Source organism: Desulfococcus sp., from assembly GCF_041737845.1.
Classification (GTDB): domain Bacteria; phylum Desulfobacterota; class Desulfobacteria; order Desulfobacterales; family Desulfococcaceae; genus Desulfococcus.
In genome coordinates this window covers 79970-97153 of sequence record NZ_JBGSQX010000147.1, presented here as the reverse complement: position 1 = coordinate 97153, position 17184 = coordinate 79970, and the positions used below count along the sequence as shown (strand labels likewise).

Here is a 17184-nt window from a genome sequence, read left to right as displayed (position 1 = left end):
AGAGGTGTTGATGAAAGTTCAGGACATTTCCTCCTTCGAACACCACGCAAGCATTGTTCACCGCGGAATCGTGCTGGTGGAGTACTATGTCTCGTGGTGCTCCCCCTGCCGGGCCCAGGCCTCCATCATCGACGGGGTGGCCGACGACCTGAACGGAAAGGCGTCCGTCGCCCGCCTGAATCTCGATCGTTCCCGCAATGCGGCCGAGGCGCTCCGGATCCGCAGCGTGCCCACCCTGGTCGTCTTTATCAACGGCATGGAGGTGCGGCGCTTCATCGGCCTGCAATCCCGGGAAACGCTCACCGCCTGTCTGGCGGAGGTCATTGCGGGAGTGCGGGCGCCGTGAGGATTCCCTCCCGGAAAGGCGCCGGCGCACCCTGACGGGTTGCGCGGCGCCCCGTTGATTCATAGCTTCCCCGGCAGGAAGGCGTTTTGCCGCGAACCGCGAGGCATCCTCCGGAAGCGTCGGCGCCGAAACCACAGGAGGCTTCCCCATGGCACGTGATCCACAGCATCGGATCGAAGACTGGATGCGCTTGATTCTGCTCAACTGGGTCCTGATCTCGATGGTCATGTTCTACAGCATTCTCCTGGGGACTGCGCTCGGATGCCTGGCCGTTGGCCTCAGCGCGGCCGTCATCGAGTGGATGGGCCTTCCCGCCCGTTTTCTCCTCCTTTACCCCTCCCCCGCCCCTGCAGCGGTCCTGGTGATCGGGGGGTTGATCGCCGCTTTTTTTATCCATTTTTTCAGGAATCTGCGCTACAACTGCGACAGTGGGAGTTATACCCTTCCCCTCGCAAGGGTTGTGAACCTCAGGATTGCTGCCGGATTTGCGGGTCTGGCCCTGCTGCTCGTCCTGATCGGCGCGGTGATCGCACCGCTCGTCTCCCCGTGAGGCGCGGAAAGGGTTTTATCAGCGGCAGTGGGTCGCGGCGTCCACGGAATAGACGGCGAGGGCGGTCCAGATGAGGCTGAAGGTCACGATCTGGGCCGTGGAGAACGGTTCGCCGTAGGCGAACACCCCGAGGAGGAACATGCCGGTCGGGGCGATGTACTGGAGAAAGCCGACGGTCGAAAGGCTCAGTCTTCGGGTTCCGGTCGTGAAGAGCAGGAGCGGCACGGCGGTGACCAGGGCCGACCCCATGAGAATGAGATCCATTCCGGGGCCGCGGCTCAGAAAGGCCCCCCGGCCCTCCAGGCCGACATGCACGAGGTAGAAAAGGGCCGGCACGGAGAGGAGCAGGGTCTCCACGGCAAGTCCGACGAGGGCGCCGACGGCGGCCACCTTTCGCACCAGTCCGTAACATCCGAAAGAGACCGCAAGGGAGATGGAAATCCACGGGAATTGGCCGTAGGAAACCCCGAGGCAGACGACCCCGGCCAGGGCCGTGAGGACGGCCAGGGCCTGGGGCCGCCGGAGACGCTCCTTCAGGAAGACCATCCCCAGAAGGACATTGACGAGGGGGTTGATGTAATACCCCAGGCTCGCCTGGAGCACATGCCCCGTATTGACGGCCCATATATAGATGAGCCAGTTGACGGACACGAGCAGGGAGGTGGTCAGGAGCACCCCCATGGTTTTCCGGTTCGTCAAAACGGATGTGAACTCGCCCCGCCGACCTGAAATCAGGATCAGGGGCAGGAGGAAGACGAAGGACCAGACCATCCGGTGGGTGATGATCTCCAGGGCCGGTACGCCCGCCAGCATCTTCCAGTAGGCGGGGCTCAGGCCCCAGATCAGAAAGGCGGAGGCGCCCGATGCGATGCCGATGCGGACGCCCCGCCGACGATTTTGATCCTCGTCAATCCCCATGTCCGCCCCTTGCGTGCCGTCTACCGGGTAGTCAGCAAATGAGCATTGAGGGGGTCGTGGTATCCCAGGACATAAATGACCAGCAGCCCCATGATTCCCACCAGCGTGCAGTAATAGAGGGTCGGAATGATGGTTCGGCGAAGGGTGTTGCCTTCCTGGCCCAACAACCCCACGGTGGCGGATGCCGCCACCACGTTGTGGATACAGAACATGTTCCCGGCGGCCGCACCCACGGCCTGGAGCGCCACGACCACTACGCCGGAGATATAAAGATTCTGGGCGACCCCATGCTGGAAGAGGCTGAACATGAGGTTGCTGACGGTGTTGCTGCCTGCGATGAATGCGCCCAGAGCGCCGATGAACGGTGCGAAAAGGGGCCAGACCTTCCCCACAGTGGCGGCCACCCATTCGGCCATGGCCAGCGGCATGCTGGAATAGCCGGCTTCGTTGATCCCGGAGTTGATATAGACCCGGACCATGGGAATCGTGAAAATGAGCACGAAGCCGGCGCCCAGCAGAATGCTGCTGGATTCACCGATGGCGGACCGGAGTTCAGTCCAGCTCATCTTATGGAGAATATAGGTGATCAATACCACAAAGCAAAGAATGGAGCCGGGCAGGTAAAGGGGTACAAACGATGCGCTGATCCCCGTACCGAGGATGTCGGGCCAGGGGAACTTGACGCTTTTGAGCCATGTGCCCAGGGGAAGCTGCCCCAGCCGGGTCAGCACCAGAATGATGGCCACGAGAAGATATGGAATCCAGGCCAGGGTCAGGTTCATGGGCTTTTTGGATGTCAAGGCATCCAGGCTGATCTCCATTTTGCTCGTCCAACTGGATTCCCATTCTTTCCGGGGCGGAAAGTCCCAGATATCCTTGGGCACCAGAAATCCTTTTGTGGCGGCGGTCGTCATGATGGCCATGCCGACGAGCGCGCCGATCAGGCTGGGAAATTCAGGGCCGAGAAAGATTCCGGTCAAGACGTAAGGGATGGTGAAGGCAAGGCCGCCCATAATGGAGAACGGCAAGATGGACAACCCTTCCGTCCAGGATTTGTTCCTGCCGAAGAAACGGGTCATCATGACCACCATGAAGGTGGGAATCAAGGTTCCGGCAATGGCGTGCAGAATGGCAGAGGACGCCGTGATCAGTTGCAGGTACTGGCTGAAGTCCATGCCCGCCTGGGCCAGAAGGGCCGTCAGTTGGGGATTTTCCAGGCCGCCCTTGACGCCGATGAGAATCGGCGTTCCCACGGCGCCGAAGGTTACGGGGGTGCTCTGGATCATCATTCCGATCATGACCGCGCACAGTGCCGGAAAGCCGATCGCCACCATCAGGGGGGCCGCGATGGCGGCCGGGGTGCCGAATCCGGAAGCGCCTTCGATGAAGGCACCGAACAGCCAGGCCGTCAACACCAATTGTATCCGACGATCCGGGCTGATCTGGGTGAAGCCTGTCCGGATCGCGCTGATGGCGCCCGAATTTTTAAGCGTGTTGAGGAGCAGGATAGCACCGAAGATAATAAACAGAATGTCCGCGGTAATGAAGAGTCCCTGGATCGTCGATGCGATGACGCGGACCAGGTCCACCTGCCAAAAGAGGAGGGAAATCGCCACGGCTACCGCATAACAGATGGGCATGGCCCGTTTTGCGGGCCATCGAAAACCGACCAGAAGAACGGCTGCCGACAGGATGGGCAGCAGTGCCATAAAAGATTGAAATCCTAAACTCATGGATCCTCCACATAGAATAAAAAAGGTTAATGTTCAAGATGCCGTTCCGGCAGGCCGCGCCGCGGCCGCTATTCGGGCAGTCGAACGACCATCACCGGCTTCATGGACCGGCGGACGACCCTTCTGGCCGTGTTCCCCATGAGGGCGGTGGAGACCATGCCGCGCCCGTGGGTACCCATGACCACCAGATCGTAATCCCCTTCCGCGATCTCCGCGAGGATCTCCTCGGCCGGGTTGCCGTCCCGGATGACCGTCCGGCTCAAAGCGACCCGGCAATCCGTCAGATCCTCCTGGACCTCGCTGCAGAACTCCTTCAGCCGCGTCTGGATGGTTTTCTGGTACTCGCTTTTCTTGTGCTCCTGAAGGGCCTTCCATTTTTCCTCGCCGAGGTAGTCCAGAAGCAGGCTTTTTCCCGTGCCCGACAGCTCGTCGATGACGTAAATCACGGTGATGTCGGCGCCGAAGCTTTTGGCCAGGGCCGCGCTATAGCGGAAGGCATACCGGGAATTATCGGACAGGTCGCTTGCATGCAGTATTTTTTGAATGCGGGGCAGCATCATCTCTCTCCCTTGCAGAATCAGGGTTGATATTTCACTTCATTCGGGGATGGCCGGCCTTCCCCGAAATTCTTCGGTTGTCAGGTCAGCACCAGGACCACCAGCTCCTTGGGACCGTGGACGCCGAATGCCAGAACCAGTTCGATGTCGGCCGTCTTGGACGGCCCGGAGATGAGCAGGGCGTTCGTGGGCATGCTGTCGGCCCAGGCGCCTGTCTCGATGGCCTCGGAAAGGGTCTCGTAGATCCGGTCGGCATCGAGGACGGCGATATGGACCGCCGGCACCAGGGAGATCAGGCGGGGCTCCTTCTCATCGGGCCAGAGGATCAGCGCGCCGGTGTCGGCGATGCCGCCGGCGGTCCCGGTGATGCCCGCATCGATGGCGAAGAGCTCGTCTTTGAAGGTCTCCACCGCCGCGTCATACGGCCTCAAGGCGGGAAGACCCTCGCCCCCGGCGGCCCAGGCCGCTTTCACGGCGTCCCCCACGGGCGTCCCGGGCGCGTAGAGCATCTGCTTCAGCCCCTTCTCCGCGAGGATCGCCTTCAGGCGATCCGTCCACGGGGCGCCGGGATCCGCTTTGGGAACCACGTACACCTCGCTTCGCATCGCCGTCATCCGGGTTTTCAACTGTTCGAGATTTTCCTCCCGACTTGCGGGCGGCGTTTCGGGGAGCGCGGGAACGGGCGGAAGGTCCCGCCGGCCGCTCACCGCTGTTCTTAATCTTTGCAATATCCGTTCCCTTGAATTTTCAGGCATTCTTGATCCCCTCCTCTTTGACCCTGTCATGGAGACTCTTTCCGGCGAAGACCGGCCGGGTCCGCCCATGGGTCCACGCCCCGAGAGGGCCGATGCGGGGCAGGACCGGTCCGAAAACGGCGGCCAGTTTCGTTGCGAGGGCGTTGAGTCCCCGGTGGCGGTTGACCAGTGCCCATGCCTTCCAGGCGGCGGCCTCGGCAAGCGTCCGCTTGAACCCGTGCCCGCGGACCGATCCCTCGGGGTCGTAGCTTTCGTTTCTGAGCCGGCGGATCAGGTCCGGGATGGGGATCTTGACCGGGCAGACCTCCTCGCAGGCGTTGCAGAGGGTCGAGGCCGTGGGGATGGCGCCGGTCTTGTCAAGCCCCTCCATCTGGGGCGTCAGGATCTCTCCGATGGGCCCGGGATATACGAACCCGTAGGCATGGCCGCCGATGCGGGTGTAGACCGGGCAGTGGTTGAGGCAGGTGCCGCAGCGGATGCACTGGAGGGTCTGGCGAAGCTGTTCGTCGGACAGGATCTTCGACCGCCCGTTGTCCAGGAGGATCAGGTGGATCTCCCGGGGCCCGTCCTTTTCGCCGGGCTTTCTCGGCGACGTGATCATGTTGACGTAGGTGGTGATGATCTGACCGGTGGCCGAGCCCGTGAGCAGCCGCAGGAGAGGGGGCACGTCCGAGAGTTTTTCCACGACCTTTTCAAGCCCCATCACGGCGATGTGGACCGGCGGGACCGTCGTGCACATGCGGCCGTTGCCCTCGTTTTCGACGAGGCAGAGGGTGCCGGTCTCGGCAACGGCCATATTGACCCCGCTCAGGCCGACCTCGCCTTCACAGAACTTCCGGCGCAGGGTCTTCCGGGCGATGGCGTTGAGCTCCTCGACGGCCTCCGTGTAAGGCGCTCCGGGGATCTTCTCGTGGAAGGTCCGGGCGATCTCCTGCCGGTTTTTGTGGATGGCCGGGACGATGATGTGGGACGGTGTCTCCCCGTCGAGCTGGATGATGAACTCCCCCAGGTCTGTTTCAAGGGACTCGATGCCGTGGTCGGCCAGGAAATGGTTGAGGTGCATTTCCTCGGAGACCATGGACTTGCCCTTGACCAGGCGCGTGGCATGGTGGTCCTGGATAATCTGGAGAACGATCCGGTTGGCCTCGTCGGTGGTGTCGGCCCAGTGGACCCGAATCCCATTCTCGGTGCATTTTTTTTCGAGCCGCTCAAGGAGCTCGGGAAGCTGAAGCAATGCCCGCCGCCGGATGGCGCTGCCCTGGGCCCGGAGCGCCTCGAAGGCTTCCGCGTCGCTGAAGATCGCCTTTCTCTTGGCGGTCATGCTCCCCATGGCGAACTTGAGGTTCGATCTGAGCTGGCTGTTGGCTAACGCCTTACGGACATTGGCCTTGAAATCGAATTGCGTGTCGATCTTCGTGTCAATCTTCGTGTCAGGCATGGATACGCTCCCATATGAATTCGGCGATGTGCCGGCCGGTGACGGGTATCCTCCGGTGGGCCATGGCCCCGGTGATGTTCATGAGACACCCGCAGTCACCCCCAAGTACCTCGGCGGCGCCCGTCGTCCGGATGTCGTCAACCTTGTCCGCCACCATGGCATTGGAGATCTCCGGCTGCTTGACTGCGAAGGTGCCGCCGAACCCGCAGCACTGGTGCTCGTTTTCAAGCGCCACCAGGGTGACGTTTTTGAGCTTCCGGATGAGGGACTTGCTGTCCTCGATGACGCCCATCTCCCGGGCGGCGTGGCAGGAGGAATGCCACGTCACGGTGACCGGCGCCCCCAGGTCCTCAAACTGGATGTCGAGGACATGGACGAGAAACTCCGTCAGTTCGAAAACCCGCTCTGAAAACGCCTCAACCCGGGATCTGTCGGGATCATTCTTGAAGATCTTCGGGTAGTGATGGCGCATCATCCCCGCACAGGAGCCGGACGGCACCACGATCGGATAGGGTTTGTGGAAAATCTGCATCTGCTTCTCGGCCACCCGACGCGCCTCCTCGGGAAATCCGGAGTTGTAGGCCGGCTGGCCGCAGCAGGACTGCCCCCGGGGAAAGACAACCTCCACCCCTTCCCGCTGGATGAGTCGGATGGCGGCCATCCCCGCTTCGGGATAGGCCATGTCGATGAGGCAGGTGCCGAAGAAATAGATTTTTTCCGGTTTGGGGGGATATTGACGCATCGTTCCTCCTGCATGCTTGGGATGATGACACCCGGGGCTGGTTGGGCGATTACCCCTGTCGACCGCCCTTTCCATTCCTCAAAGGTTATTTTGATCAAAGGTATGACCACTAATAAAATACCTTTTTTTCCTTGTCAAGAAAAAAATACTTGAAATAATAGAATGTGAATGTTATTCAACATGTAAAATAGGTTATCGGATCTTCAATCATCCTTTATAAACCAGCATTGGTGTTCTATGTATCTGGTAATACCATAAGTTAACTCCCTTATTGGTATGCTGCATAAACCTTATTGGGCGTCCACCGGACGCACGACAGCCTAAAGGAGGCCGACTGTATGCTTACTCCCGCCCTGACCCAAGAATTCAAAAATATCGTGGGTGCCGACAACGTATTCACCGACGACGCGGACCTCATGACCTACAGCTATGATGCCGCCGTGGTCAAACCGGTCATTCCCGCGCTGGTGGCCCGCCCCACGGACAGCGAAGCCCTGGGACGCGTCGTCGCACTCTGCGGCGAAAACGGCCTGCCGCTCACCGTCCGGGGAGCCGGCACCAACCTGAGCGGCGGAACCGTTCCGACCTCCCGGGAAGGCATCGTGATCCTGACCAACGGACTCAACCGGATCCTCGAGATCAACGAGGCCGACATGTACGCCGTGGTCCAGCCGGGGGTGGTGACCGCCAAGTTCGCCGCGGCCGCCGAGGCCAAGGGGCTCTTCTATCCGCCGGACCCCGGCAGCCAGGCCGTCTCGACCCTGGGCGGCAACGTGGCGGAGAACGCCGGGGGGCTCCGGGGCCTCAAATACGGCGTGACCTCGAATTACGTCATGGGGTTGAAATTCTTCGACACGAAGGGGGAGATCGTCAAGACGGGCTCCAAGACCGTCAAATGCGCCACCGGCTACAACCTCACGGGCCTCATGGTGGGCTCCGAGGGGACCCTCGGGGTCTTCGACGAGATCACCCTCAAGCTCATCCCGCCCCCGGCCCACCGGAAAGCCATGGTGGCCGTGTTCGACGAGATGATCAAGGCCTCGGAGGCGGTGGCCGCCATCATCGCGGCCCGGATCATCCCCTGCACCCTGGAGTTCATGGACAACTTCACCATCCGCGCCGTGGAGAGCTACAGCCACGCCGGGCTTCCCACCGACGCCGCAGCCCTCCTGCTCATCGAGGTGGACGGCCACCCGGCCATGGTCGAGGAGGACGCCGTCAGGGTCGAGGAGATCTGCCGGCGCCTGAACGCCACCGACATCCGCGTGGCAAGGGACGACGCCGAGCGCGACAAGGTGTGGGCGGCCCGGCGCAGCGCCCTGTCGGCCCTGGCCAAGCTCAAGCCGACCCTGGTGCTGGAAGACGCCACCGTGCCGCGCAGCCGGATTCCCGAGATGGTCCAGGCCATGCAGGACATCGCCAAAAAATTCCGCCTGGAGATCGGCACCTTCGGCCACGCCGGGGACGGGAACCTCCACCCCACCATCCTGACGGACAAGCGCAACACCGAGGAATGGACGCGGGTCGAGGCCGCCATCGAGGCCATCTTCGACAAGGCCCTGGCCATGGGCGGCACTCTTTCGGGCGAGCACGGCACCGGCATCGCCAAATCGTGTTTTCTGGAAAAGGAGACGAGCCTCGCAACCATCCTCTATTCCCGGGCCGTCAAGGCGGCCCTGGACCCCAAGAACATCCTCAACCCCGGCAAGGTGATAGGAGGCTGATCATGTCCGATATGAAAGAACTCACCCGTCTGATGAAGGACCTGGAGGACCAGCTCGTGGTCTGCATGCGGTGCGGCATGTGCCAGTCGGTCTGCCCCCTGTACGAACAGACCGGGCGCGAAGCCGACGTGGCCCGGGGAAAACTGGCCCTCCTGGACGGGCTGATGCAGGAGATGTTCCAGGACCCGGAAGGGGTTTACGAACGCCTCAACAAGTGCCTCCTGTGCGGGTCGTGCGCGGCCAACTGCCCCTCGGGCGTCAGCGTCCTGGAAATCTTCATGAAGGCCCGCGCCATCCTGACCGGATACATGGGCCTGCCGCCGGCCAAGAAGCTGGTGCTCCGGGGCATGCTGGCCCATCCCCAGCTTTTCGACAAAATGGGGGAATGGGGGGCCAAATTCCAGAAGGTGTTCACGAAGCCGGTCAACGATGTTGTCGGGACCTCCTGCGCCCGGATCATTTCGCCGCTCCTGGGGGACCGCCACTTCAAAAACCTTGCGGATACGCCTTTCCACAAGATGGTGCCGTCCATGAAGACCCGGCCCGGAAAATCGGGGGTCAGGGCCGCTTTCTACGTGGGGTGTCTCCTGGACAAGATCTTTCCCCATATCGCCCAGGCAACCGTCGACGTGCTCACCCATCACGGCGTCGGGATCTTCCTGCCGGAAAACCAGGCCTGCTGCGGGATTCCGGCCGCCTCATCCGGGGACATGAAGACCTTCAAAAACCTCCTGAACCACAATCTCGACCGGTTCAACCCCGGTGAATTCGACTATCTCGTCACCGCCTGCGCCACCTGCACCTCCACCATCAGGGAGGTCTGGCCGGTCATGGCGGAGGCCGCGGGCGGCGGCGGCGACGGGTTCCTGCACAAGGTCGAGCGGGTTGCGGAAAAAACCATGGATATCAATGCGTTCATGGTCAATATCGTGGGCCTTGCCCCCCCGGCCGCCGACACCGGGGCAGACGCCGGAGAGCCTCCCGTGGTGATCACCTATCATGACCCCTGCCACCTGAAAAAGGCGCTGGGCGTCTCGGCCGAACCCCGGGCGATGATCCGGGCAAATCCCCGTTACCAGCTCAAGGAGATGGCATCGTCGGACTGGTGCTGCGGCATGGGCGGCAGTTTCAATTTGCAGTATTATGGGATTTCATCTAAGATCGGCCGGCAAAAACGGGATAACATCGTGGCCACCGGCTGTTCGTCGATCGCCACGGGCTGCCCTGCCTGCATGCTCCAGATCTCCGACGCGCTGTCGCAGGCCGGGGATCGGATTACCGTCAGGCATCCCATTGAAATCTATGCGGAGCGATTGAAAGCACCATGAAGATTGAACTGAAACCGATCAAGCCCAAGCGGATATCCGACCAGGTTTTCGAGCAGTTGAGAGAACTCATTTTCCGAGGAGAACTCAAACCCGGCGAACAGATCATGCCGGAACGGGATCTGGCCGACGCCCTGGGCGTCAGCCGGACCTCGGTCCGGGATGCCATCCGGAAACTGGTGGTGATGGGGTTTTTGGAACAGAAGCAGGGCCAGGGGACCTTTGTTCGCGGCACCGAGGCTATCAACAGAAGCCCCCTGGCGGTGGCCATGGAGAATCAGGATGCCTCCCTCACGGACCTGCTTGAGGTTCGGATGGGCCTGGAGACCAATGCCGCCGCCCTGGCGGCCCTTCGCGCCGATGAAAAAGACATCCGTTTTCTCGAAAAAAGCATTTCCGAGTTGGAGGAACAGATCCGGAACGGTGAGCTGGGAAACGAGGCCGACGTATCGTTCCACATGGCCATCACCTATGCCACCAAGAACCCGGTGCAGATCTACCTGATGAAGACCTTCTTCGACTTCCTCTTCATCGGCATCAAGGAAAACCTGCGGTACCTCTATGAGGAGCCCACCAACATCGACCAGATCTTCAAACAACACGTCGCCATCATCCAGGCCATCAAAAACCGGGACCCGGAAGCGGCGTTCGCGGCCATGAAAACCCACATCACCTTCGTGATGGATTTTTTCAAGAAACTCAACCGCGAGGTCTAGGCGGGACCGATTCAGCTTCCAAGCTGAAATACTCCCTGGATCAAACGAATTCTGTCCTCCTCGAGGTTCCGCACCATATTGCCGCTCTTCTGGGCGGCGGTTTCCCCCATCACGACGCCCAGCCCCACCTTCGCTGGCCCGGCGCCCTTGCCTGCGGCTTTCCGGGCGGCGATCGCACGATTCAGCCAGTCCAGGGAGACCTGCGAAACATCCTGCCACGCGAGTTCCAAGAAGCCCGAAGCCCCCAGAAGCCGCTTCAGTTCATCGGTCGAGACGAGGAAGTTGATGGCGTCGTCGCTCGCCCACGGTACGGGATAATAGGGCGGGGAGGCCGCGCCCGCGCAGACCTCGTAAAGCACCAGCAGCCCGCCGGGTTTGAGGACGCGCCCCATCCCCGCAAACAGGTCGGTCTTGTTTTCGACGTTCATGGTGGTGTGCACGGTCCAGACGGCATCAAAGCTCGACGGGTCGAAAGGCAGGGCCGCCATGTCGCCGTGCCGGAAGTCGACGCGATCCGACAGGCCGACCTGGGCCGTCAGCATTTCCGCGGCCCGGACATACTCCTCCACCAGGTCGACACCGGTCACCACACACCCGTACTCCGCCGCCAGGGTCCGGGCGGGGCCCCCGATGCCGCACCCGAGATCGAGGACGCGCATCCCCGCCGTGAGCCCCGCGAGATCCGCCAGGGCCCGCGTGGCCTCCCGCCCCCGGATGTGAAATTCGTCGAATGCCTCGGTGTCGGCGTGGGACGACACGGTTTCGCCGGTCCTGACAAGGGCCTTTCGAATGTTGTCGCTCAGGTTTTCCCGGCTGTAATGATCCTTGATGGCTTGTTCGTAGGTTTTCATCTCGCTCCCTTCTTTGAGGATACCGTAACATCGGAAAGCGGTCCTGCCCGCATCCGCGGGAGCGCACTATAGCACACCGGGGCTGGAAAAAAATCCGATAATCCGAGATCATTTCCATCCGCCCGGGCGGCAGCGCCCGGTATGGGAATCCAGGGGCCTCGGGTGCCCCTTGAAAACTTTTTGAAAATCGTTCAAGGTGAACCGGTTGACAAGGAGGGGGAGATCCTTGTATGGATCATAGATAAGAGACTATTCGCATTTTAGGGTCTTCATGGCCAAAGGCCCAGATCACACAAACTTCAGACGAAAGGAAACACCTCATGGCTCAGTTACGTGTCCTGATCATCGGCGGCGTTGCATGCGGCCCGAAAACGGCATCGCGCCTGAAACGGCTCTGTCCGGATGCGGACGTCACGATGATCGAGAGGGACAGCCTGATCTCCTACGGTGCCTGCGGGCTGCCCTACTACGTGGAGGGCGAGTTCCTGAACATCAACGCCCTCACCCACACCCAGGTCGGGCTTCCGCGCACCGCCGATTTTTTTCAACGGACCAAGGGATTCAAGGTAATCACGCGGACCGAGGCCATCCGGATCCACCGGGATAAAAAAACCGTGGCCGTCAAGCACCTGGAGACGGGAGAGACGTCTGAGCTGCCCTACGACAAGCTGGTCCTGGCCACCGGCGGATCCGCCTTCCGGCCGCCCATTCCAGGCCTCGACCTCAAGAACGTCTGGTTCATGACCCATCCCGAGCATGCCCGGACCCTGGTGGAGGAGATCAAGGCACAGGGGCTTGAAACCGCCGTCATGGTCGGCGCGGGCCTCATCGGCATGGAGATGGCCGAAGCCCTGATCCAGCGGGGCCTGAACGTCACCATGGTCGAGATGGTCGACCAGATCCTGCCCGGCATTCTCGACAAGGATATCGCCGCCTATGTCCAGACCCACCTGGAGGACAACGACGTCGAACTGGTTTTGGGCGAACGGGTCGTGGGGCTCGATGGCGACGAGGCCGGCAGGGTGACGTCGGTCCGGACCGACCGGCGCGCGATACCCGCCGACTGCGTCGTGGTGGCCGTGGGGACCCGCCCCAATGACGAACTGGCGAAAGCGGCCGGACTGTTCTGCGATCGGGGCATCCTGGTCAACGAAAACTGCCAGACCAGCGACCCGGACATCTACGCCGGCGGCGACTGCGTGGTGAACCGTTTCATCAACAAGACCGTGGCACAGCCCATGTACGTGCCCCTGGGCTCCACGGCCAACAAGCACGGACGGACCATCGCCAACCACATTGCCGGCTGCCAGACCCCCTTTCCGGGCATCAACGGCACCGGCGTCGTCAAGGCCTTCGACTACACCGTGGGCCGTACCGGCCTCACCGAGACCATGGCCCGCAGGCTGGGCATCGACTACGCTTCCATCGTCTGGGGCGGTCCGGACCGGCCCCACTACATGAAGAAAGCGAGGTATTTCCTGATCAAGATGCTGGCCGACAAGCGGGACCGCAAGGTCCTGGGCGTCCAGGTCGCCGGCGCAGGAGACGGGGCCAAGCGCCTGGACGTGGCCGCAAGCACGATCTACTACGGCGGCACCCTGGAAGATCTGGCCGATATCGACCTGGCCTACGCGCCGCCGTTCAGCCCGCCCATCGACCCCATCGCCGTCTGCGCCCACGTGCTGAGCAACAAGATGGACGGGATAGCCCGATGCCTCAATGTATACGAAACCAAGGAGCGCATGGACCGGAAAGAGGTCATCCTCCTGGACGTCCGGGAGCCCGACGAGAACAAGATGCTCAAGATGGCCTACGAACGGGTCGTCCACATTCCCCTGGGAGAGCTCCGGGAGCGCCTGAACGAAATCCCCCGCGACACGGATATCATCACCTTCTGCAAGATCAGTCTGCGGGGGTACGAGGCCCAGCGAATCCTTCAGGCGGCGGGATTCGACCGGGTATGGTTCATGGAGGGCGGCCACGAGGCGTGGCCCTTCGAACTCGATTACCTGGGAATGTAACGCTTTTTTCGCGCGCCTCGGCATCATAAAATGAAGAGGCACCCTGCCGCCGCCGCATTCCGGTGGTCCGCAGGATGCCTCACAGCCTTCTGCGCAACATGACGGCCGCGCCTTCCGATCAGGATCTCCCGTCTGTTTCCTTCATCCGTTCGACATTGGCCTTGAGCTGCGCGATCTCGATCCCCAAGCTCACGCACTGCTTCCCGTCCAGGCACTTTTCCGCGTCGTTGTCCTCGAGGAAGGTCTTGAGCTCATGGCCGCCTTTCTTGAGATCCACGACCCAGGCCTTCTGCTGATCGTCGTACTCGACCTTGACGTCGATACCGCACTCCCCGATGTCGGGATAGATCTTTCGTATTTTCTCACACAGTTGGGCTTTGTCAATCATGGCGTTCATCCTTTCCGTTGAAGTGGTCGCCGATGCGGTCCATCCGGCCGCGGTGCGGGGCGGCATGCCCCGCGGCGGGGGATGCTCATTTCCGCCGATGTCATCTAATATAATGCGCAAATTATCTCATGACAAGGATGCGCCTGTCTCCAGACGCAGCGGCTCCTGGGTGTGAACGGTCACCTGCGGAAAAGGAATGTTCCACCCGTTTTCATTGCAGGCCTCGACGATCATCCGGGTGATGAGGCGCTCCAAAATGTTGTGGTACGGAGCCAGCTTCCCCGCGAAATCGCCCAGGATGGCAAGATCCAGGGAAGACGCCCCGGCTGCCGCCATTTCGACCTTGAGTTGAATCATGTCCGGGAAATAGCCGGTTTCCGACATCTTCTCCTTGAGGATCGCCTCCAGCCTTTCGGGAATCTCCCGCGTGATGGCCGCCTGGAGAGCGTAATCCAGCCCGAAGATAATCTTGATCCTGAAATTCCGGGAGATGTTCCTGGGGCTCATGCCCTGGAAATCCGGGGTCTGGTAGGTGATGCGGCTGCCGCCGCGGGGGGCCAGTTGGACCATCTCGGGCGTCTGGCTGACGACCTGCCCCCAGGTGCCGTCCGACAGGATCACCCACTCGTTGATATTGCAGGGAAACCAGGGCTCCTCCGCGTCGAAGGTTCGGGAGTTGAGGTCGAGCAGGTCCCGGAGGGGCACCCGAAGCCGGCATGGCTTCAGGGCCGGATTCTCCAGCATTGCATAGACGTTCAGGGAGACCACGCGCCAGGGAACGCCGTTGAAAATGATGCGCTCGTTCTCCCGGACCGTGCCCAGATTCAGCATGAGCTGCACCTGCCGCCAGAAGATGGGCATTCCCGCCCTGGCCGTCCACGCGATGCCCAGGATGAAGATGATGGCGAAGCTGAGCAGGAGCCAGTCTCCCATGGTGTACAGGACGAACAGGAGGGCGCCGGTGGCGCCGACGGCGGTGAGGATATGATAGGCCACATCCGTCACCCGGATGAAAAAGGTCCGCTCGCCGGCCTTGTGGATGGGGCTGTACCGGTAAACCAAGCGGTGGGCGGAGCGCATGATGATAAAGGTGACGAGAAAGGCCATGGCGGCAAAGACAAAATTCTTTCCCCGGCTCCTGAAAAAGGATTTCACGGCCTCCTGTGAGGATTCAAAAAGGGACTGCCGCTGGCTCAGCAGTTTATCGAGCTGGTATTGATTGACCTTGAGCCGATCCGATATCTGCTGCTCCCGCTCCACCCAGCTCTTTCGGATCTCCGTCATGGCGCTTTTGAGCCGCGCATCCCCCCGGCTCTTTGTTTCCAGCAGGGCGTCGATGTTTTGGAGCGCGCCGGTGATGGTTGCCAACTGGTTTGTCTGGAACTGGATCTCGCCCCTCAGCCTCTCCAACTGCCGCGGACGGTCGGTGGCCCGTTTCAGCTCACTCAACAGCGGCGTGACCAGCGTCAGCAGCTCCTCTTTCCAGTCGATCTTTTCCCTGGGCTTGGACAGGAAGCTTTCCATGTCCACGCCCGTGGCGATGCTTTCCAGATCCGATTCGATGTCGGCAAGTTTGATCCGGAGCTGATCGAGGGCCGCGTTGGCCGCCGTCTTCTCCTCCTCGCTCCTGGCCAGGTCCCGCTCGTGCTTCATCACCTTGATCTGCTCGGTGATCTCCTTTCGGTTCAGGATCAGGGTGTTGAGGGTCTCGATGGTCACGGTGTCCTTGGCCGCTGCAACCGAGGGCCGGGCAGCCGCGGCGGTTTTTTTCTTATCCGTCTCCTGTCCGGAAACCGCGCCGGAAGAAATGATGAAAAGCGCCGCGATGCAGGCGGCGGCGATACGCCTTGAATACCGGTTCACTGTCAGGGTCCTTTCCCGTGGCCGCATGGGTGATAACGCTTCAAATTGACTTGATGGAAATCCAAATTACTGCCATGATGGCAACGTTCGGCAGAGACTATACGAGCATCCCCGTTTCCGTCAATCCATTTACGCCGGTTTTCCCTGAGCCGGGACCAAGGAGCATGATGTATCAGAAAGAACTCGATATCGCCCTGTCGGCCGTGAGCGCGGCCGCGCGGCTCTGCCGGGGCGCCCGGCAGACCCTGGTGGACGCCGAGTCCGTCAGCAAGAAGGACCGGTCTCCGGTCACGATCGCCGATTTCGGAAGCCAGGCCATCATCAGCCTCGCCCTGGGCGCGGCCTTCCCCAATGATCCCATCGTGGGGGAGGAGGACGCGGCCATCCTGCGCGAAAACGATTTTCTCCGGCGGAAGGTCCACGAACTGGTGGCGATGGAGGCGGGGCCTGTGGAAGAGAGCCCTGTTCTTGAGGCCATCGACCGCGGCGCGGGCGAGGTGGATTTTTCAAAACGGTTCTGGACCGTCGATCCCATCGACGGCACCAAGGGCTTTCTGCGGGGGGAACAGTATGCGGTGGCCCTGGCTTTGGTCGAGGGCGGGCGCGTCGTGCTGGGGGTCCTAGGATGCCCCAATTTCAGCGTCGGCGGCGCGGAATCGGGCGGCGCCCTCTTTTATGCCGTCGCGGGCGGCGGCGCTTTCAGCGCACCCATCGGCGACCGAGACATGGCGGGCCACGCCCTGAATGCGCTGCCGATCCGGGTCGACGAGACGCTCGACCCGGCCCTGGCCCGGTTCTGCGAATCCCTCGAGAGCGGCCACAGCGACCACGAGACCCACCAGAAGATCTGCGAACGCCTGGGCGTCACGGCCCCGCCCTGCCGCATGGACAGTCAGGCCAAGTACGCGGCCGTGGCCTCGGGCGGCGCATCCATCTATCTGCGCCTGCCCCGGGGAACGGAATACCGGGAAAAGATCTGGGACCACGCCGCCGGGGCCCTCATCGTGGAGGCGGCCGGCGGGCGGGTGACGGACTTCAGCGGCAATGCCCTGTCCTTTGCGTCCGGCCGGACCCTCGAAGGCCACCGGGGCATCCTGGCCACCAACGGCCGCCTGCACGACAAGGTGCTGCAGGCGATTGAGGCATCGGTGATGTTGTAAGGCATGTCTGTGAGAATCTGAATGGCAAGTCGTCAAGGCATTCCTTGACGAGAAGGCCGGGGTGGACGGGGTTATTCATCTCCATCGTTATTCCCCT

16 protein-coding genes are annotated in these 17184 nt (G+C 61.6%); 7 read left to right on the top strand and 9 right to left on the bottom strand.

What is annotated here, in order from left to right; genetic code table 11:
* The first annotated feature begins 10 nt into the window (after positions 1-10).
* Entirely contained in the window at positions 11-346 is a 336-nt protein-coding gene (locus ACEW8N_RS18285) for a thioredoxin family protein (RefSeq protein WP_373501297.1), read from the top strand.
* 148 nt (positions 347-494) lie between these two features.
* Positions 495-896 (top strand): hypothetical protein, encoded by a 402-nt coding sequence (locus tag ACEW8N_RS18280; protein ID WP_373501296.1) that lies wholly within the window; start codon positions 495-497, stop codon positions 894-896.
* 18 nt (positions 897-914) lie between these two features.
* Here ACEW8N_RS18280 and rarD read toward each other — a convergent pair whose 3' ends face one another.
* The 6 genes from rarD to ACEW8N_RS18250 form a co-directional block, all read right to left on the bottom strand.
* Positions 915-1814 (bottom strand): EamA family transporter RarD, encoded by a 900-nt coding sequence (gene rarD / locus ACEW8N_RS18275; protein ID WP_373501295.1) that lies wholly within the window; start codon positions 1812-1814, stop codon positions 915-917.
* Between the two features lie 20 nt (positions 1815-1834).
* Positions 1835-3523, bottom strand: a complete 1689-nt coding sequence (locus ACEW8N_RS18270; protein ID WP_373501294.1) for an L-lactate permease — start codon at positions 3521-3523, stop codon at positions 1835-1837.
* A gap of 92 nt (positions 3524-3615) precedes the next feature.
* Positions 3616-4107, bottom strand: coding sequence for a universal stress protein (locus ACEW8N_RS18265; RefSeq protein WP_373501293.1), 492 nt, complete (start codon positions 4105-4107; stop codon positions 3616-3618).
* A gap of 77 nt (positions 4108-4184) precedes the next feature.
* Positions 4185-4832 (bottom strand): lactate utilization protein C, encoded by a 648-nt coding sequence (locus ACEW8N_RS18260; RefSeq protein WP_373501292.1) that lies wholly within the window; start codon positions 4830-4832, stop codon positions 4185-4187.
* A gap of 19 nt (positions 4833-4851) precedes the next feature.
* Positions 4852-6297, bottom strand: coding sequence for a LutB/LldF family L-lactate oxidation iron-sulfur protein (locus ACEW8N_RS18255; RefSeq protein WP_373501291.1), 1446 nt, complete (start codon positions 6295-6297; stop codon positions 4852-4854).
* On the bottom strand, positions 6290-7039 hold the full coding sequence (locus ACEW8N_RS18250) for a (Fe-S)-binding protein (RefSeq protein WP_373501290.1): 750 nt from the start codon (positions 7037-7039) through the stop codon (positions 6290-6292). Before ACEW8N_RS18250 ends, ACEW8N_RS18255 begins: the two co-directional genes overlap by 8 nt.
* A 338-nt stretch (positions 7040-7377) precedes the next feature.
* Here ACEW8N_RS18250 and ACEW8N_RS18245 point away from each other — a divergent pair, with 338 nt between their 5' ends.
* From ACEW8N_RS18245 to ACEW8N_RS18235, 3 genes are read left to right on the top strand one after another with little or no spacing between them, the layout of a single operon-like run.
* Positions 7378-8763 carry an FAD-binding oxidoreductase gene (locus ACEW8N_RS18245; protein ID WP_373501289.1) on the top strand — a complete coding sequence of 462 codons (1386 nt, stop codon included), beginning with the start codon at positions 7378-7380 and terminating at the stop codon, positions 8761-8763.
* A 2-nt stretch (positions 8764-8765) separates the two neighbouring features.
* On the top strand, positions 8766-10091 hold the full coding sequence (locus ACEW8N_RS18240; RefSeq protein WP_373501288.1) for a (Fe-S)-binding protein: 1326 nt from the start codon (positions 8766-8768) through the stop codon (positions 10089-10091).
* The gene (locus tag ACEW8N_RS18235; protein ID WP_373501287.1) at positions 10088-10804 is read left to right on the top strand and encodes a FadR/GntR family transcriptional regulator; all 717 of its coding nucleotides are present in this window, start codon (positions 10088-10090) and stop codon (positions 10802-10804) included. The genes ACEW8N_RS18240 and ACEW8N_RS18235 overlap by 4 nt, the downstream gene beginning before the upstream one ends.
* An 11-nt stretch (positions 10805-10815) precedes the next feature.
* Here ACEW8N_RS18235 and ACEW8N_RS18230 read toward each other — a convergent pair whose 3' ends face one another.
* On the bottom strand, positions 10816-11655 hold the full coding sequence (locus ACEW8N_RS18230; protein WP_373501286.1) for a cyclopropane-fatty-acyl-phospholipid synthase family protein: 840 nt from the start codon (positions 11653-11655) through the stop codon (positions 10816-10818).
* Between the two features lie 320 nt (positions 11656-11975).
* Here ACEW8N_RS18230 and ACEW8N_RS18225 point away from each other — a divergent pair, with 320 nt between their 5' ends.
* The gene (locus ACEW8N_RS18225; protein ID WP_373501285.1) at positions 11976-13676 is read left to right on the top strand and encodes an FAD-dependent oxidoreductase; all 1701 of its coding nucleotides are present in this window, start codon (positions 11976-11978) and stop codon (positions 13674-13676) included.
* Between the two features lie 118 nt (positions 13677-13794).
* Here ACEW8N_RS18225 and ACEW8N_RS18220 read toward each other — a convergent pair whose 3' ends face one another.
* Entirely contained in the window at positions 13795-14064 is a 270-nt protein-coding gene (locus ACEW8N_RS18220) for a hypothetical protein (protein WP_373501284.1), read from the bottom strand.
* A 126-nt stretch (positions 14065-14190) separates the two neighbouring features.
* Positions 14191-15927: a hypothetical protein gene (locus ACEW8N_RS18215; protein WP_373501283.1), complete on the bottom strand. Its 1737-nt coding sequence runs from the start codon at positions 15925-15927 to the stop codon at positions 14191-14193.
* A 164-nt stretch (positions 15928-16091) separates the two neighbouring features.
* On the opposite strand from ACEW8N_RS18215, the gene ACEW8N_RS18210 reads away from it, so the two are divergent.
* Positions 16092-17087, top strand: a complete 996-nt coding sequence (locus tag ACEW8N_RS18210) for a 3'(2'),5'-bisphosphate nucleotidase (protein WP_373501282.1) — start codon at positions 16092-16094, stop codon at positions 17085-17087.
* Positions 17088-17184 lie beyond the last annotated feature (97 nt).

Bases quoted from the DNA above. Each gene is read 5' to 3' on its own strand.
- ACEW8N_RS18285 (WP_373501297.1), top strand. From the start codon at position 11: ATGAAAGTTCAGGACATTTCCTCCTTCGAACACCACGCAAGCATTGTT.
- ACEW8N_RS18270 (WP_373501294.1), bottom strand. From the start codon at position 3,523: ATGGCACTGCTGCCCATCCTGTCGGCAGCCGTTCTTCTGGTCGGTTTT.
- ACEW8N_RS18265 (WP_373501293.1), bottom strand. From the start codon at position 4,107: ATGATGCTGCCCCGCATTCAAAAAATACTGCATGCAAGCGACCTGTCC.
- ACEW8N_RS18220 (WP_373501284.1), bottom strand. From the start codon at position 14,064: ATGATTGACAAAGCCCAACTGTGTGAGAAAATACGAAAGATCTATCCC.
- ACEW8N_RS18235 (WP_373501287.1), top strand. From the start codon at position 10,088: ATGAAGATTGAACTGAAACCGATCAAGCCCAAGCGGATATCCGACCAG.
- ACEW8N_RS18240 (WP_373501288.1), top strand. From the start codon at position 8,766: ATGTCCGATATGAAAGAACTCACCCGTCTGATGAAGGACCTGGAGGAC.
- ACEW8N_RS18230 (WP_373501286.1), bottom strand. From the start codon at position 11,655: ATGAAAACCTACGAACAAGCCATCAAGGATCATTACAGCCGGGAAAAC.
- rarD (WP_373501295.1), bottom strand. From the start codon at position 1,814: ATGGGGATTGACGAGGATCAAAATCGTCGGCGGGGCGTCCGCATCGGC.
- ACEW8N_RS18245 (WP_373501289.1), top strand. From the start codon at position 7,378: ATGCTTACTCCCGCCCTGACCCAAGAATTCAAAAATATCGTGGGTGCC.
- ACEW8N_RS18225 (WP_373501285.1), top strand. From the start codon at position 11,976: ATGGCTCAGTTACGTGTCCTGATCATCGGCGGCGTTGCATGCGGCCCG.
- ACEW8N_RS18255 (WP_373501291.1), bottom strand. From the start codon at position 6,297: ATGCCTGACACGAAGATTGACACGAAGATCGACACGCAATTCGATTTC.
- ACEW8N_RS18280 (WP_373501296.1), top strand. From the start codon at position 495: ATGGCACGTGATCCACAGCATCGGATCGAAGACTGGATGCGCTTGATT.
- ACEW8N_RS18210 (WP_373501282.1), top strand. From the start codon at position 16,092: ATGATGTATCAGAAAGAACTCGATATCGCCCTGTCGGCCGTGAGCGCG.
- ACEW8N_RS18250 (WP_373501290.1), bottom strand. From the start codon at position 7,039: ATGCGTCAATATCCCCCCAAACCGGAAAAAATCTATTTCTTCGGCACC.